The organism is Candidatus Woesearchaeota archaeon, from assembly GCA_003694805.1.
Lineage (GTDB): Archaea > Nanobdellota > Nanobdellia > Woesearchaeales > J110 > J110.
The window spans coordinates 1-16,319 of the sequence record RFJU01000069.1 but is presented as its reverse complement, the minus strand read 5'-3'; the positions used below and the strand labels follow the sequence as shown (position 1 = coordinate 16,319).

General features: G+C 52.0%; 12 protein-coding genes and 1 tRNA gene. 4 read left to right on the top strand and 9 right to left on the bottom strand.

Going from position 1 to position 16,319, the window contains the following annotated elements; translation table 11 throughout:
• The 8 genes from uvrB to zwf all read right to left on the bottom strand — a co-directional run.
• The coding region (gene uvrB / locus D6783_02635; protein RME53216.1) for an excinuclease ABC subunit UvrB at positions 1–1,830 on the bottom strand (1,830 nt) is incomplete at its 3' end.
• Between the two features lie 9 nt (positions 1,831–1,839).
• Positions 1,840–3,522, bottom strand: a complete 1,683-nt coding sequence (locus D6783_02630; protein ID RME53215.1) for an excinuclease ABC subunit C — start codon at positions 3,520–3,522, stop codon at positions 1,840–1,842.
• A 13-nt stretch (positions 3,523–3,535) separates the two neighbouring features.
• Positions 3,536–6,343: an excinuclease ABC subunit UvrA gene (gene uvrA, locus D6783_02625; GenBank protein ID RME53218.1), complete on the bottom strand. Its 2,808-nt coding sequence runs from the start codon at positions 6,341–6,343 to the stop codon at positions 3,536–3,538.
• A 259-nt stretch (positions 6,344–6,602) separates the two neighbouring features.
• Positions 6,603–6,986, bottom strand: a complete 384-nt coding sequence (locus D6783_02620) for a hypothetical protein (protein ID RME53214.1) — start codon at positions 6,984–6,986, stop codon at positions 6,603–6,605.
• A gap of 102 nt (positions 6,987–7,088) precedes the next feature.
• On the bottom strand, positions 7,089–7,787 hold the full coding sequence (gene pgl, locus D6783_02615; GenBank protein ID RME53213.1) for a 6-phosphogluconolactonase: 699 nt from the start codon (positions 7,785–7,787) through the stop codon (positions 7,089–7,091).
• A gap of 110 nt (positions 7,788–7,897) precedes the next feature.
• A complete protein-coding gene (locus D6783_02610; GenBank protein ID RME53212.1) occupies positions 7,898–9,388 on the bottom strand; it encodes an NAD(P)/FAD-dependent oxidoreductase in 1,491 nt (496 codons plus the stop codon).
• Between the two features lie 30 nt (positions 9,389–9,418).
• Complete coding sequence (gene gnd / locus D6783_02605; protein ID RME53217.1) at positions 9,419–10,399, bottom strand: decarboxylating 6-phosphogluconate dehydrogenase; 981 nt, start codon at positions 10,397–10,399, stop codon at positions 9,419–9,421.
• On the bottom strand, positions 10,396–11,754 hold the full coding sequence (gene zwf, locus D6783_02600; GenBank protein RME53211.1) for a glucose-6-phosphate dehydrogenase: 1,359 nt from the start codon (positions 11,752–11,754) through the stop codon (positions 10,396–10,398). The genes gnd and zwf overlap by 4 nt, the downstream gene beginning before the upstream one ends.
• A 329-nt stretch (positions 11,755–12,083) precedes the next feature.
• On the opposite strand from zwf, the gene D6783_02595 reads away from it, so the two are divergent.
• Both D6783_02595 and D6783_02590 read left to right on the top strand, forming a co-directional pair.
• Positions 12,084–13,715: a hypothetical protein gene (locus tag D6783_02595; protein RME53210.1), complete on the top strand. Its 1,632-nt coding sequence runs from the start codon at positions 12,084–12,086 to the stop codon at positions 13,713–13,715.
• 13 nt (positions 13,716–13,728) lie between these two features.
• Positions 13,729–13,802, top strand: a tRNA-Ala gene (locus tag D6783_02590).
• Positions 13,803–13,838: 36 nt separating this feature from the next.
• Here the strand turns inward: D6783_02590 and D6783_02585 are convergent.
• On the bottom strand, positions 13,839–14,036 hold the full coding sequence (locus tag D6783_02585) for a hypothetical protein (protein RME53209.1): 198 nt from the start codon (positions 14,034–14,036) through the stop codon (positions 13,839–13,841).
• A gap of 150 nt (positions 14,037–14,186) precedes the next feature.
• On the opposite strand from D6783_02585, the gene D6783_02580 reads away from it, so the two are divergent.
• Entirely contained in the window at positions 14,187–14,840 is a 654-nt protein-coding gene (locus D6783_02580; protein ID RME53208.1) for a class I SAM-dependent methyltransferase, read from the top strand.
• Between the two features lie 24 nt (positions 14,841–14,864).
• The coding region (locus D6783_02575) for a hypothetical protein (protein ID RME53207.1) at positions 14,865–16,319 on the top strand (1,455 nt) is incomplete at its 3' end.

The following is a 16,319-nucleotide window of genomic DNA, read 5'->3' as shown; positions in this document are numbered from 1 at the left end:
TTCTTTCTTCCTGACTGGCTTGACAATTTTTTGAGGAGTGATGCCGTGCTCCTTGTTGTATGCAAGCTGCAACGCTCGTCTTCGCTTCGTCTCTTCAATCGCGCGCCTCATTGACTCAGTAACAGTATCAGCATAGAGAACCACCAAGGAATGCGGATTTCTCGCCGCTCTCCCAATGATTTGAATCAAGCTTCGCGTATCCCGCAAAAAACCCTCCTTGTCGGCGTCCAAAATACCAATAAAACCGACCTCAGGAATGTCCAACCCCTCCCTGAGCAGGTTAATCCCGACTAAGACATCAAACGACCCTAAGCGCAACTCCCGAATAATTTCAGTTCGCTCAAGCGTGTCAATCTCACTATGCAAATACCTCGTCGAAACCCCCTCCTCAGCAAGAAATTCGGAGAGCTCCTCAGCAAGCTTTTTCGTCAACGTCGTAAGAAGCACCCTATCCCCTCGCTTCACCGCCCGCGCGATCTCTTGCTTCACGTCAACAATCTGATTCTTCGTAGGACGAACCTCAACCAAGGGATCAACCAGTCCTGTCGGGCGAATAATCTGTTCAACCACTGCTTTCGAATGCTCAAGCTCGTACTCTCCCGGCGTCGCAGAAGCGTAGAGCACACACTTCATGAATTGTTCGAACTCAGCAAACGTGAGCGGGCGATTATCAAACGCGCTCGGGAGGCGGAAGCCGTAGTCAACCAACGACTTTTTCCTCGCATAATCTCCGTTATACATCGCCCTCGCCTGTGGGAGCGTCTGGTGAGATTCATCAATAATCATGAGAAAATCATCAGGAAAATAATCGAGGAGACAGTAAGGCCGCTCCCCTTTTTTTCGCTTCTCAAAAAAACGCGAGTAGTTCTCAATACCTTTGCAGTACCCTGTTTCTTCAATCATCTCAATATCGTAGAGTGTTCGCTGCTTGAGGCGGTGAGCCTCGACAACACCTAGTTCCGGAAGCCGCTCATCAAGCTCTTTTTTAATCTCCGCAATCGCCTCGTCGACTATTTCTTTTGGCATGACGAAATGCCGAGCCGGGTACACAAAAAAATACTTCAAAGAAGCCAAAACCTTCCCTGACGTCTTCTCCACCTCACAAATCCGCTCCACCTCGTCACCGAAGAACTCGACACGAATAATGTTATTCTGATAACTAGGGATGATGTCAACAACATCCCCTTTCACGCGAAACCGTCCAGGGATGAGCTCGACATCCCCCCGTTCATACTGCGCTTCAACCAAGCGCTGCAAAAACGCTTTTCGCGCAACACGCTCCCCAACAACGATTTCAAAACCAACGTCCTCGTAAAACTCTGGATTCCCCAAGCCGTAAATGCAAGAGATGGAAGAAACAACAATGACGTCGCGCCGGGACCGAAGCGACGCCGTCGCGGAGAGTCTCATTTGTTCAATACGCGGATTAATCTGCGCATCTTTCTCAATGTATTGGTCCTTGCTTGGAATGTACGACTCCGGCTGGTAATAATCATAGTACGAAACAAAAAACTCAACTCTGTTTTTAGGAAACAGTTCTTTGAATTCGCCATAGAGCTGCGCTGCTAATGTCTTATTATGGGAGAGTACTAGGGTAGGCTTTCCTAACTGCGCGATTACGTTGGCCATGGTAAACGTTTTTCCCGAACCCGTCACGCCGAGCAACGTTTGCTGGCAAAGCCCCTTCCTGAACCCCTCAACAAGGCGTGCAATCGCCTGTGGCTGAGAACCGCGCGGCCGCAAGTTCGTTACCAGTTCAAACGGAGAACCTCCAAGAACTCCTTCTCGCTCAACCCGCGTCTTTTTCTTGTTCAAACCGCTCTTTTTCATAATCACTCCCTAAGAGATCTCATCTCCTGTTTTTTTCAAGACGCTCTTGTTTTTTGTTTTTTTTCGACTAACAACTGCTTTTTTTGGGGTCGTGCGCGAGGCGCCACTTCCAACAAGCGCTTTTTTTCTCAGCAAAGCGTTGTAGGCGTGTGCGAACCTGTGCGCCTCATCCCTCACGCGCTGCAGCAGCTTCAACGCTTCGCTTCTCCGCTCAAGACGCAAAGGATTCCTCAAACCAGGAACGTACACTTCTTCATAACGCTTCGCCAAGCCAACGACCGGGACGCGAAGACCAAGCTCCTTGAGGGAGGCCAGCGCCGCACCCAATTGAGCTTTTCCTCCGTCAATCACAATAAGATTGGGGAGTGCTGCAGCTTCTTTCTTGAGCCTGGCATACCTTCTCTTCACGACTTCGGCAATGGACCGAACGTCATCAACGCCTTCGACAGACCGTATGCGAAATCTGCGGTACTGCGACTTGTCCGGCAATCCAAACCTGAAATGAACCATTGAACCAACGGTTGATGCTCCACTCATGTGCGAGATGTCAAAACACTCAATAACGGAAGGGACTTCTCCCAAGCTCAACTCTTTCTGCAACGCCTCAAGAGCCTTTTTGTTTCTGAAAACAGAGAGCTCGATGTTTTTCCTGACGAGCCCGAGCAAAACCTTCTTCTCCCCCGCCCTCGGAACAGAAACAATCACCGTGCCGCCCCTCTTTCTCGAAAGGTGCTCTTCCAAAGCCCCACCAACCCTTTGCGGAACGACCAACACCTTCGGCACACGAGCTTCGCTGTAATACTGCACCAAGAACTCCTCTAAGAACGAGTCTTTGTATGCGAACTCAAAACTCTGCTTGCCTGTCAATGTTCCCTTATGCACGTGGAACAATGCTAAATGAACAACGCCCTTGTCCACGACAAAATTAACAATGTCTTCATCGTACGGTGTTGCGCGTTGCATCACCTGCCGCTCTTCTAACGCATGCACCGCCGCGATTTGGTCTCGAATGAGCATTGCCTTCTCAAAACGGAGCGCTCTGGCATGCTCTTTCATCTCAACCTCGAGTTTCGGCAAGAGCTTCTTCACGTCCCCGCGCAAAATACTCTCAGCAAGCCGAACACTCTTCCTGTACTCTTCCTCCGAGATTTTGCCAATGCACGGCGCGCTGCAAAGCCCCACGTGGAAGCGAAGGCAGGCACGCTTAGGAAGTTTCTTGCACGTGCGAAGCTTGCAAGCGCGATTAATTGCCTGCATGATACGTAACCGGTCAAACCCCGACACAAAGGGGCCAATGAAAATCCCGTTACCTTCCTTTTTCCTCGCAGTGACGAGGCGAGGAAAGGGCTCGTTCGTCACCTGAATGAAGGCGTAACGCTTAGAATCCTTTAAGTCAATATTGTACTTTGGCTGATGGCGCTTAATCAAGGTCTCCTCAAGAAGCAACGCTTCAACCTCGCTGTTGGTGACGATGAAGTCAACATCGACAATGGAGGAAATCAATGCTTGCGTCTTTGGGTCGAGCATTCGACTAGAGAAATACGACGAAACACGCTTTTTGAGGCTCTTGGCCTTTCCAACGTAGATAATAACGCCTTGCCTGTCCTTGAACAAATAGCACCCGGGCTTGTCTGGCAAGAGCCTAACCTTGTCTTGCACACTCCAGCTGCCCCGATCACTCTTTTGTTTCATGTTCTCAAACGATTCATTCTCTCAGAAGCGGCGCCAAGTACGCGCCAGTGTAGCTTCTCTTCACCTTCGCCACTGCTTCAGGCGTCCCCGACGCAACGATGCGCCCTCCGCCATCACCGCCCTCGGGCCCCAAGTCGATGATGTAATCCGCTGACTTAATAACATCAAGGTTGTGCTCAATGACGACAACGCTATTTCCTTTCTCAACCAAACTCTGCAAAACCGCTATGAGCTTTTTACAATCGTGGAAGTGCAAGCCCGTTGTTGGCTCATCCAACAAATACACAGTCTTACCCGTCCCGCGCTTCGCAAGCTCGCGCGTGAGCTTGATACGCTGCGCCTCGCCCCCGCTCAGGGTCGTCGAAGGCTGACCGAGTGTGATGTACTCCAAGCCTACCCGTGCAAGCGTTTCAAGTTTAGTTCGAACAGAAGGAACGTTCCTAAACAACCCCAACGCTTCCTCCACACTCATTGAAAGCACATCAGCAATGGTCTTCTCCTTGTAGCGAACGGACAGTGTCTCTTCATTATAGCGCAAACCTTTGCACTCCTCGCACTCAACGTACACGTCAGGCAAGAAATTCATCTCAATCCGAATGAGGCCGTCACCTTCGCACGCCTCACACCGCCCGCCAGGCAGGTTAAAGCTAAACCGCCCTGGCTTGTACCCGCGCACCTTCGCCTCAGTCGTACTCGCGAACAGTCTCCGAATCTCATCAAAAACCTTTGTGTACGTTGCAGGGTTGGACCGCGGCGTCTTGCCAATAGGGCTTTGATCAATCACGATGACCTTGTCCACGTCGCCATCAATGACGAGCTCGTCGTGCTCACCCGCGCGCTCCCTCCCCTGCCCAAGCTTCGCCTTCAGCGCCTTGTAGAGGATGTCGTACACGAGCGTCGACTTCCCACTCCCCGAAACGCCCGTCACGAGCGTGAGCGTCCCCAAAGGAACCTTCACATCAATGTTTTTGAGATTGTGCTCCCTGCACCCGCGCAGAACCAAAAAACCCTTTGGCTTCCTGCGCACAGGCGGGACGTCAATGCGCTCCTTTCTGGAAAGATACCGCCCGGTCAAGGATTTCGCATTTCTCTCAACCTGCTTGGGCGTTCCCAGCGCGACAATACGCCCTCCGTGAATTCCTGCGCCGGGGCCCATATCAACCAAGAAGTCCGCATTCCGAATAGTTTCTTCATCGTGCTCAACAACAATGAGGGTGTTGCCCAAATCGCGCAAGTGCTGCAAGGTCCGAATGAGCTTTGCATTATCCTTTTGGTGCAACCCGATGCTTGGTTCGTCAAGAATGTAGAGTACGCCGGTGAGATTGCTCCCGATCTGCGTTGCGAGCCTGATACGCTGCGCTTCCCCCCCGCTCAGCGTTCCGGCACTGCGCGAAAGCGTCAAGTAACCCAGCCCGACTTCGTTAAGAAAGGAAAGCCGATCACGGATCTCCTTGAGCAACTGCCGAGCAATCATTGCTTCCTTTCTCGAGAGGGAAAGACGCTTCATGAACGCGAGGCAATCTTTAATGGAGAGCTCTGTCACATCAATAATGGACTTCCCTGCAATCTTGACAGCGAGAACTTTTTCCTTAAGCCGCCGCCCCTTACAAGACGGGCACGGCGAGGTCCGCATGAACTTCTCCAACTCCTTTCGCCGATACTCAGACTTTGTCTGATGGTACAAGCGCTCGCACTGCGGAACAAGACCTTCCCACCTTCCTTGGTGGGACCAATTCGCCTCTCCGTTCTTCATACGCAAGCGAAAACGGATTCGCTCATCCGAGCCAAACATAAGCGCTTTGTACTGGCGCGGCGTTAAATCACGAATGGGTGTTAGCACGTCAAACCCGAAGTGCTTTGCCACAGCCGCGAGGTACTGCGTCCTCCACCCATCCAAAGCGTTTCGGTACACCTTCACAGCCCCCTCTGCGATGCACAAGGACTTGTCAGGAATGATAAGGTCGGGGTCAAACTCCATTTTAACGCCCAACCCGCTGCACGCCTCGCACGCGCCGAAGGGGGAGTTGAAGGAAAACATCCTCGGCTGCAACTCCTCAAAAGCGAGGCCGCACACGGGGCACGCCAACTTTGCGCTGAACAAATGCTCCTTCCCCTTCTTGTCCAGCACGATAAGGAGGCCTTCTGCCTTTTGCAAGGCGAGCTCGACAGCTTCGGCAAGACGTGACGGATCAGCGTCAACATCTAATCGATCAACCACCACGTCAATGTCGTGCTTCTTGTAGCGCTCGAGAACGGGCGGGTTGCTCGTCCGCACAATAGCCCCATTCACCCTGGCACGCACAAAACCCTCACTGGCAAGGTCGGCAAAGACCTTCTCATACGTCCCTTTCTTTTGGCGAATGAGAGGGGCGAGAATGATCACGTCCCCTCCTATTTCTTTGCGGATCCTCTCGGCAATCTTTGCCGGCGACTGCGCTTCGATACGCACGCCATGCTCCGGGCAGTGTGGTGTCCCAATCCTTGCAAAAAGAAGGCGCAAGTGATCGTAAATCTCCGTCACCGTCCCGACCGTAGAACGCGGATTCTTGCTCGTTGTCTTTTGATCAATACTAATAGCAGGCGAGAGCCCCTCGATGCTGTCCACGTCTGGCTTGCTCATTAATCCCAGGAACTGGCGTGCGTAAGAAGAGAGCGACTCAACATACCTGCGCTGGCCCTCAGCGTAAATAGTGTCAAACGCGAGCGTCGACTTCCCTGACCCGCTCAAGCCAGTCACGACGATGAATGAATTGCGGGGTAGCGTAACAGTAATGTTTTTGAGATTATGCTCCCTCGCTCCCTTCACAACTATGTGTTTCATAGGTCTGCCTGCCTCCTTTTCTTCGCAACAAACAAAATCGCCCTTTCCAACCCTTTTCCTCTCTGAAAAAAACACCCGCTTCAGCCAAAAGGGCGAGAAGCCAAAGGCACACAACACTCACTTATAAGCTTTGTGAACGAGGAAGACCTGTGAGGTGGGGCCTGCCCGGCTAGCATTACCAAGGAGAACGCTTCAAAGCCTCAAAAAACCTTTTCTCCCGGCCCCTCCCTTTTTTCTTTTTCAAGCGGGCGCCGTTCACTCACCGATGCACATCGGAGCAGTAGGAAATGTAAATATCTTGCTTCCTACTCATGGCATAATGCAAGAATTTGAAAATGGAAAACGCGTTCTCCCGCGCGTCAATATCGAGCACGACCGATCCCTCCTTTGATAAAAGGCGGCTGCCCCGGACGGGAAACGCCGTATGGTCAAGGTAGCGCTTGTGCAGCTGACTCATAATCTCTCGCAAGCTTCCCCTGTCGTGCGCGACTCGCCGCTCGTGCGTCACGAGCCACTCGAGCGTCGGCACGCCCCTCCCCAAAACGTGCAACACCTGCTCCGGCACGGTGACTTCCCGCCGGCCGCACGACGTCGTGAATACGTACACGCCCGCAGGGTTCTCAACACCTTCGTTTTTCGTCATCACTCCAAGGAGAATACTCCATCTCCTTAAAACTTTTTCCCCTCAGAACAGGTCTACAGCCGTTTGCCCAATGCTTCAGCGCTCAGGGTCTGCCTGCGAGCACTACCCTGCATCAGTCACGAACACGGAGCACGCACCCGCCTTCATCACCACCTTTGCAGGACATTCCTTGACCGGAACCTGCTCTTCCTGAAAACGCTTGAAAGCACGCCTTTTCTCAACTCCTGAGAAGAGCACCACTGCTCTTCCAGAGCGCTCTAAAAGCTTGCGAGAAGCACTCATCCTCGCCCGGGGAGGCTTGGGGCTGTCGTGCATAGTAATGAAGAAGTCGGCCTCATCTTCAACCGAGTGATGATTCGGGTAGAGGCCGGCGACGTGCCCGTCTTCCCCCGCAGAGAGCAAGACAACGTCGAAGCGCCCACCACGTGCTTGAAGCGAGCGAGCATACCCTTCCACTCCGCTTTCTTGCCGAAACACGTGCACTTGTGCATCGTCAAGCACGCCTTCGTTCACGAGCGGGCTTGTGAGGTGCTCGTTCAAGAGGCGGGCGTTGCTCTCTTTATGATGTAAGGGGACGAGGCGCTCGTCAACGAGGAAGATATGAACCGTTCTCCATGGCACGCCTTCCTCCGACCGCAAATACGTAAAGACACCAGGAGCACTCCTCCCGCCGCACAAAGCAAGAATGCACGTTCCCCGCTCGTCGACGGTGTCCCTTATGAATGAGGCGAGCTCCCTCGCTGCGCGCTTCCAAAGATCTTCTTTCGTCCTTGCCTCGTAAACGATAACTCCTCGTTTCATACGTCCACCCTCCTTATGACGCCCTCATCGTATGACACGCGCATGGTGATCTCCTTGCCGGCCACCTCCTTTGCTTCTGGACCCTGCACGGCACACGCTTTGGCACGCCCTCACCGGTACAACAAGTGAAGCACGCGCTTCACGAACGGAGTGAGCTTCCCGGCAAAATCTTTCGCGATGACCTGCCGATTAACCCTGCTGGCTGTTGGGTACGGGTAGGTCTTGCCAAAGAGCGCTTTCACCGGGGTTCGCGTCGTCATAGCCAAGATGAGCTCTTGAGCCAGCTCCCCCGCGTTCTGCGCGACGATTGAGCCGCCAAGGATGCGCCCCTTCTTTCTCCCTCGCGTTCCAAGAAAGATCACGAGCTTCCCTTCCGTCGCCTCGTCCGTGATGGACCGGTCGTCATCCGAAAAATCCATTGCTAACGTCTTAAACGAAACGCCCCGCTTCTTAAGCGCGTCTTCAGAGAGTCCGAAGGTTGCAATCTCGGGCGACGTGTACGTCACCCACGCGAAATGATCGTAGGAGAGCTTGCTCCACAACAGGCGCGGCTTGAAGATGTTGCTGAGGATAACCCGTGCATGAAGCTCTGCGGCATGCGTGAACAAGTACCCGCCTGCCACGTCGCCGCACACAAACACGTCTTTGTTCGTTGTGCGAAGGTACTCGTCAACAACAAGCTTTCTTCCTGAAGGATCAAGTGCAATACCTGCTTTTTGGAGGTCGAGGCCGGTAATGTTGAGCTCGCGCCCAATACTCACCAAGACCGCGTCGAAGGGCACGTGCAACGTTGCGCTCTTCTTTTGCTGTCCTCCTATGCGAACGAGCGCTTCAAACACGCCCCTCTTCGGCACGAAACGCTCAACCGACGCGTTGAAGAGCACCCGCACCCCGTCTTTCTCCAATTGTTTTCTCAGCAAGGCAGTAAGGTCGCCTCGCTCCTTGGGCAGGAACTGCTCGCCACGCTCAAGAATCGTCACCTCCGAGCCGAGCAGCGCAAACGCCTGGCCAAGCTCGACACCAATGGGCCCGCCACCTACGACGAGGAAACGCCTCGGCAAGCGCTTGAGCCCGAAAATTGTTTCGTTCGTGAAGTGAGGAACCGTCTCCAGGCCGGGCACGGAAAGCATCCGCGGCCTGCTCCCTGTCGCGAGCACAATCTTCCTCCCCCGAAACACCCTGCCACCAACCACGACGCTTCGCTTCCCTGCAAAGCGGGCCGAGCCGAGCACAACATCCATTCCGAGCCGGCGAAAATACTCTGCATTCTCATGCTGCCTAATCGTGTCTTGACTTGCCTTCACGTGCGCCATCGCCTTCGCCAAGGAGGCATTTCCGGAAACGGACAAGCCATACCGCTTCGCCTCCCTCGCGGCTTTACACAACCGCGCAACGTGCAGGAGTGCTTTGCTCGGAACGCATCCGAAGTTCAAACAATCCCCGCCAATGTTCTCGTCACTCCTGTCAATAAGCAATGTGCGAAAGCCCGCACGGTTCATGAAACCAGCAATGTTGAGCCCGCCCGAGCCTGCACCGATCACGATGATGTCGTACTCGCCACTCGCCTTTTTTTCATTCACATTCTCCAAATTCATTGCCATGTTCAAAAACGTCTTTCTTTTTTTTCTTCATCATCTTTTTTTCTTCACAGCATGCCCGCCAAACTTGTTACGCATCGCTGCCATGAGCTTTCCAGCAAAAGACGGCTTCTTTCTCGAAGCCACCCGGAGCTTGCGCGCCGCGGCGAGCACCGTCAAGCCACCCATTTTTTCCAAAAAAGCCATTTCGTCCTCTGTTTCGCCTTTCGGAACCGAGCCAGCAATGCCCTCAAGAAAGCCTTCTTCCTTGATGCTCTCAAACGTCCACGTCATGAGCTTGCTCTCAATAATGCTCCCGTGCGCGTACACCTTGGCAACCTCTCCTAAATCAATATGGAACGTGCCTGAAACCTGCTTCACTACTTCAAGCCCCTCAGCAATAGCGGCCATCATGCCATACTCAATTCCGTTATGAACCATTTTTATGAAGTGCCCCGCACCAGGCCCTCCTACGAAGCCGTACCCGTCCTTCACACACAAGTCGCGAAAGAGAAGCTCGACTTGCTCAAACGCGCGCTTCTCTCCTCCAATCATCATGCACGCGCCGCGGCGAGCACCGTCAACACCGCCACTCGTTCCAACATCGAGGAAGTGCACGCCACGCCTCTTCAGCAAACGCTCCCTTCTTTGCGAATCTTGAAAAAAAGAGTTTCCTCCGTCAATGACGAGGTCGCCCGGCTCCAAAACAGGCAGGAGCTCAGCAATGACGCTGTCAACGGGCTTGCCCGCAGGCACCATAATCCACACGACCCGGGGCTTCTTCAACGCAGCAGCGAGGCCGGGCACGCTACTAGCACCTGCCGCGCCTGCCTTGACAATGCCGGCCTTGCTTTTCTCGTCACGATCAAAGACGACCAACCGCCATCCCTTCTCAAGAAGGCTCAACGCCATATTTCCGCCCATCCTGCCCATGCCAATGAATCCAACGCGCCCGCTTCTCCTCGTCAACGTCTTCGGAGCCGCCGGGCTCGCGTCTCTCTTTTTCTTTCTAGAACTACTGCCTTTCGAGTTCATATCTTCCACCTCACCTGCTTGCTTCGCTTCCACACCCGAAGAGCGAGCGGGCCCGAGCTGCCTTTCTTGTAGTGGTGAATCCGAGCAGGAAGCCTCCGTGCAGCGTCAATCACGCGCCAAGACTCATCCACTTCCCGCGCATGCACGAAGGTTTCGTTGCGGCCATGAAGGACGCTGAGGAGCAAGGTTTCGTACGCGACAGGCGTGTTCGGCCCGAACGCGTACTCGTAGTCAAACGCGAGCGGGACTGGAGCGATGCCGCCGTCCAACCCCGGCACTTTCGCATTCAGCGTGAGCACGACCTGAGGTTTCGGCTGAACATGAATGGATACGGCGTTCGTTTCTTCAGGGCACGATGCAAAACGGCACGGAACTCTCCGAAAGCTGATGTGAACAGCGGTTTCTTTTTTGTCCAAGCACTTCCCGGTCACGAGCAAGAGAGGAACCCTGCGCCAAGAAGGGTGCTGCAGCTCGAGATGCAAGGCGGCAAACGTTTCTGTGCGAGACGCCTTGGCAACGCCCGCTTCTCTAATGTACCCTTCATACTGCCCTAACAAAACGTCTTTTACACGAAGCTTTGCAAGGATGGCGGCCTTTGCCATTCGCAGCGAATCACCTTGCAAAGATGCGGGCTCGTCCATCGTGACCAGCGCGAGAAGCTGGAGCATATGACTTTGCACAACATCCCTTAGCGCGCCTTGCCGATCATAAAAAGAGCCGCGCCGTCCCTCCATGCCGACCGTTTCGCTCAGGATGACTTGAATTGACTCCACACCGTTCCGGTTCCACAACGGGCCGAACACCTTGTTTGCAAATCGGAGAACAACAATGTTTTCAACCAGTTCCTTGCCCAAGTAATGATCAACGCGGAAGAGCTGCCGCTCTGAAAACAACGAATGGAGCACGCTGTTGAGCTTCCTCGCAGAAGAGCGGTCATGCCCAAACGGCTTTTCGAACATGACGCGGTCCTCAGGACGAACCGATCCGGACTGCTTCAAACTCTTTGTAATCTTCTCAAAATGTTCCGGCAACGTTGCGAGGTAAAAAACCCGCACGCCTTTCTTCTTTGCAATGGACGAGCAAAGATCTTCAAAACCTTCGCCTTTTTCGAAGTCAACAACATGATAAGACGCGTTCTTACTGAGCCGGTTCCATGCGCGACTCTCAACCTCGCCAATAAAGGGAAGCGCACCTCCAAGCACCTCTTGCACGGCAACACGCCTCCTCGCAGCCAGCGCAACGTGAAACGATCGCACGTGGCCGTCAAGCACGAGGCGATACAATGCCGGGATGAGCTTGCGCCTGGCTAAGTCCCCCGTGGCTCCCAAAATAACAAACGTGGCATCAACACTCATTGCTTTCGAGCAAGAAAAGACGTCCAAGCTATTTAAACGTTCTCTTCAGGTATCAAAACATTGTTTTGACAAGGGAAGCTTTTGATTTTTTAGCAATAGTGCCAGCCGGGTGTTGTTGCCAAAACCGGCAACGAAACAGCATCCCACCAACAACGCATTCAACCGTCGAACACAGCCAAGCGTCAAAACCACGAATGATGCTCACGGCATGGAAAGAACCGGTTCAAGGGCAAGCAACGAGACGCTCAATCCCCCAATGCCACAACACTTTTAAATGCTCTTTTTTTTAGGAACACGAAGAGCACGAACATACAAGCACACGGCAAACCATGGCGCGCCACTTTCACCACATACGAGGGGACACCACCTGCAAACTCCACGCCTTAGTCATCAGAAAAGACAAAGAAGGCTACATTGTCGGCAGACCAGAAACAGAAGTTTACGTTCTCATCCCCCGCGTCGGCGTCGACGTCCTCAAACTCCTCGATCGCGGCCTTCGCATTCACGAAATTGAAAACCGCATCAAGAAACGCTACGGCGACTACGACGTTCGCGCCTTCGTCCACTCCGTGATCGACCACGGCTACATTAGCGCCATCGATGGCAAACGCATTTTTGACAAGCGACACAAACACGTCAAGAACATCCTTCCCGGACTCACTCAACGGCGCGTCGCGTGGCTCTTCTCACGACCCGTCCTGGCACTCTGGTGGCTCGTCGTCCTCACAGCAGTCGCGCTACTCCTCACAGGGAAAGCAGCCTTCCCGAAGTTTGAAGACTTCTTCTTCACCCAAAGCACCTTCCTCCTCCTCATCCTCTCATTCTTCTTCAGCATCTTCTTCGTCTTCCTCCACGAACTCTGGCACTTCCTCGCCGCGAAGAGCAGAGGCATCAACGCAACCTTCGGCGTCACCACAAGAGCCCACTACCTCGTCTTCATCACCGACGTTACCAATCTCTACACGCTTCCTCGGAAAGAACGCTACCGCGTCATTCTCGCCGGCATCGCAAACGACATCTTCATCGGCGCCCTCGCCATCACCCTCGCACCCTTCGTCGCCGCAACACACCCCGGCATTGCAGCGTTCCTGCGCTACGTCGCCATCCTCGAACTCCTCGGCATAGCTTGGCAGTTCTTTTTCTTTTTGCGCACAGACATGTACTACGCGATCGAGAACTTCTTCGGCGTAGCCAACCTCCACGACAAAGCACGCGCCTGGCTCACCCAATGGATACACAAACCCCTCAAAGGATGGCACCAAGGACCCATCCTCGACCACCCCCGGGAATGGTGGCTCGTTCGCACCTACGCCGCATTCCACCTCCTCGGCTACGGCTTACTCTTCTACGTCCTCGCAGCATACACCATCCCCATCCTCTTGCGCCTCTTCATCGGCGCCGTCAACGACATCCGCAACGCGCTCTTCTTCGGAGAAGTAGGCCACCTCATCGAAGCAGCAATCTTCCTCATCATCTTCGCCATCAACCAAACACTCTTCTTCCAAAGCATCATCCGCCAACGCCATCTCCATCACAACAAATACTTCCTCCTCGTAAGCCTCCTGCTCTTCATCGTCGGGAACTACTTCACCACCTACTTCCTCATCATCGCATTCATCATCCTCCTCCCCCCATGGGCGGCGCCACTCATCAGCTTCTCCCTCGGCCTCCTTTTCGGCGCACTCTTCTGCTGGATCATCCAACACCTCAACAAAGCAGAACACCGCACCGTCCTCTACGACTGGCTCTTCGTTCCAACAAGCGCCTTTGTCTTCGCAGCCGTCCTCTCCAAACTCCTCAACACGTTCCTTGCAACCACCACGCGCCAGCTTACCGCGCCAACCACGGCCATCATCATCGCGTACGCCACCGGACTCTTCCTCGCAGTCGTCTGGAGCGACAGGCAAGCCATCACGTCCCGCCTCACAAAACAAACCTTAAAAAGCAAACGCCTCTCCTAACGCAACCGAGTCAGGGCGGGTAGTTCAGCCTGGTAGAACGCTGCCTTCGCAAGGCAGAGGCCCCGGGTTCAAATCCCGGTCCGTCCATACAAAGAAAACAACAAAGTTTAAATATTCTGGCCTTCAAAGAAGGACGCAACAAAAACCATAAAAAAAACAAGGTGCAAACATGGCAACTCGAAAGAAAGCGACAAAGAAAAAGTCAACGAAGAAAAGGGCAACCAAGAAGAAAGCAGCAAAAAAGAAGCCAGCCAAGAAAAAAGCTGTCAAGAAAAAAGCAAAAGTCCAAAAGTTCAAATGCCCCCACTGCAAAAAAGTCATCGCAGTCATTGACCTAGAAAGCATTAAGGATACGGGCTTTGCGCAAATCAGCTTCGGCGATGCTTCAATGGCGGGCAGCAGCAAGCTCTTTACACATCACTAACGACGAACGATTTTTTTTATTTTTGTCTTGTTATGTTGTGAAGTAGTATGCCAGATTTCTACGAATATCTTCCTCAAGGAGCGCTCTTAGGAGCGATTGACCAGGATCAGAGTCGCGATGATTTAAGGTTTGTTTTTCGTCACTGCAATAAAAAGCATAAAATATTGGATGTGGCTTGTGGTGAAGGGCGTCACCTCATTCCTCTTCGCGCAAGAAACTATGCTGTTGAAGGTGTTGATTCATCAAAGAACTTGTTGAGGCACGCCAAGGCAATTGCAAGAAAGAAGGGAATAAAAATTTCTGTGCGTTTGGGAACGATGGAACGCCTGCCGTATCCTGACAAGTGCTTTGATCGTGTTTTTTGCATGTGGTCTTCTTTTAATCATCTTCTTCAGAAAGAGATGCAAGTTCGTGCTCTCAGAGAGTTTGTTCGGGTTCTTCGACCGAAGGGAAGAGCATTTTTAGACCTGGCGTATTTGCCTTTTGTTGCTTCTCAAGGGAATGTTGTTTATGGAAAAGATAAGCACATCGTTCAAAGCGGGGTATATAAAGGAAAGGTGCTTTGGCTCTACCTCCACGATGAAAGGAGCGTAGCTTCTTTAATGAAATCAGCTAAAATTGCTAATTTTAAGTCCTATACCAGAATATTTGGTTCTTCACGTCGCTTAATTGTGTCCTTGCAACCAGCAAAAAATTTATAAATGATTTTATATTGCTACTTATTGATGGTGAATTTAGAGAAGCTTTTGCGGAAAACACAGGCAGATTTGGACGCCAAAGAAGCAGAACTTAAAGAGCGAGCCGACGAAATTGCTCGCCTTGAAGACAAGGTCGAGGATCAAGCAGCGCTCAACCGACAACTAGAAGTCCTTCTTAAAGGGAGCTTGCAATTAGCAGAAACAATATATAATCGGCTCGAAAACTACAATGAAGAAACCCTTCTTGAAGACATGAATAACATACTCCTCTTTTTAAGAACGCATACAGGAGCACAATCAGGATGGATTCTTGTCAGATCACTTCCCGACGGGACAATACCTTACAAAGAAGAAATCCCCAATGCAAAATTTGAGCGAATGTTGGCAAGCACAGACCAAACCGATAATGCAAAAGCATTCATGAAGCCGTTTCTCTATGAAATAAGCAGGACATCCGGAGCAACACGAGCGATTTTCGAAGGTAAAGCACACACCATCGAGACGTACGACAATGCACAAGATATGCACAAACTAGCCGAAGAAGGAAAACTACCTCACTTCCCATTCGAAGAAGAAGCAAGAGAAATCTTGAGGCAATACAAAATCAGAAGGAAAAACCTCCTTAGCACACTAAAGGAGACCACTTCCAAAGAGAAAGAAGAAAAAATCCAAGAGGAACTCACCAACCTCCGAACGTACTTTCAAGGACTTCTATCCTCTTTACAAGAGGCCAGGCAAAAGGGAGAAGAGCAATCCGCGTATGAACAACAAAAAAGATGGCATCGTGACAACAATTTTCTCATAGGAGACACGACAGGATCGTTTCAAGAGTACTGGCATAGAGTCTATCAAGGAGTAAATGTTGGGGGCGAACCCATTGCACAAATAGTTTTGCGAAACTTTGAGGGCCATGACGGAAAAAAACCATTACCTGATCTCCAGAGAAGGATTATTCAATATGCAAGTTCACAACTCTCCTTAGTCATGCTCCTCTTCCTCCAAGCAAGAAAAGAAAGAGAATTAAGAGAGAAGGCGGCTAATTTAGCTGGGAGGGTTGCAAGGGCAGAACAAACCGCGAGGCTGGAAAAAATATATCGTCATGAAATTCGACAATTCATACCTGTCATCGCAGCGAAGGTCCTTAAGTTGAAAAAAATGGCGGCAGTTGCCTCGGGCATTGACTCGGGAGCGGTAGGTTCTCTCGAGTCATCATTCATAGATGTTTACAATGCCGTTTCTTCCTTTGAGCCAAATACAACGCTTTCTCAACAAGCACTCGGCAACCTAGAAACAAAACTCGAAAATCTTGCAAAGAACATCTCTACCATAAAGACATCCTTAAAGGCCTTTGACGCCGCTGAATACATGCGAGATTTAGTCGATATAGAAAGCTATGTACAAAAAATTGATAACGTTATCGATCAAGCAATGAGCTTTTCAAACATCCACCAACAAACAGATGACAACAAAAAACCGTACAAT

Bases quoted from the DNA above. Each gene is read 5' to 3' on its own strand.
- D6783_02630 (RME53215.1), bottom strand. From the start codon at position 3,522: ATGAAACAAAAGAGTGATCGGGGCAGCTGGAGTGTGCAAGACAAGGTT.
- uvrA (RME53218.1), bottom strand. From the start codon at position 6,343: ATGAAACACATAGTTGTGAAGGGAGCGAGGGAGCATAATCTCAAAAAC.
- D6783_02620 (RME53214.1), bottom strand. From the start codon at position 6,986: ATGACGAAAAACGAAGGTGTTGAGAACCCTGCGGGCGTGTACGTATTC.
- pgl (RME53213.1), bottom strand. From the start codon at position 7,787: ATGAAACGAGGAGTTATCGTTTACGAGGCAAGGACGAAAGAAGATCTT.
- D6783_02610 (RME53212.1), bottom strand. From the start codon at position 9,388: ATGGCAATGAATTTGGAGAATGTGAATGAAAAAAAGGCGAGTGGCGAG.
- gnd (RME53217.1), bottom strand. From the start codon at position 10,399: ATGAACTCGAAAGGCAGTAGTTCTAGAAAGAAAAAGAGAGACGCGAGC.
- zwf (RME53211.1), bottom strand. From the start codon at position 11,754: ATGAGTGTTGATGCCACGTTTGTTATTTTGGGAGCCACGGGGGACTTA.
- D6783_02595 (RME53210.1), top strand. From the start codon at position 12,084: ATGGCGCGCCACTTTCACCACATACGAGGGGACACCACCTGCAAACTC.
- D6783_02585 (RME53209.1), bottom strand. From the start codon at position 14,036: ATGACTTTTTTGCAGTGGGGGCATTTGAACTTTTGGACTTTTGCTTTT.
- D6783_02580 (RME53208.1), top strand. From the start codon at position 14,187: ATGCCAGATTTCTACGAATATCTTCCTCAAGGAGCGCTCTTAGGAGCG.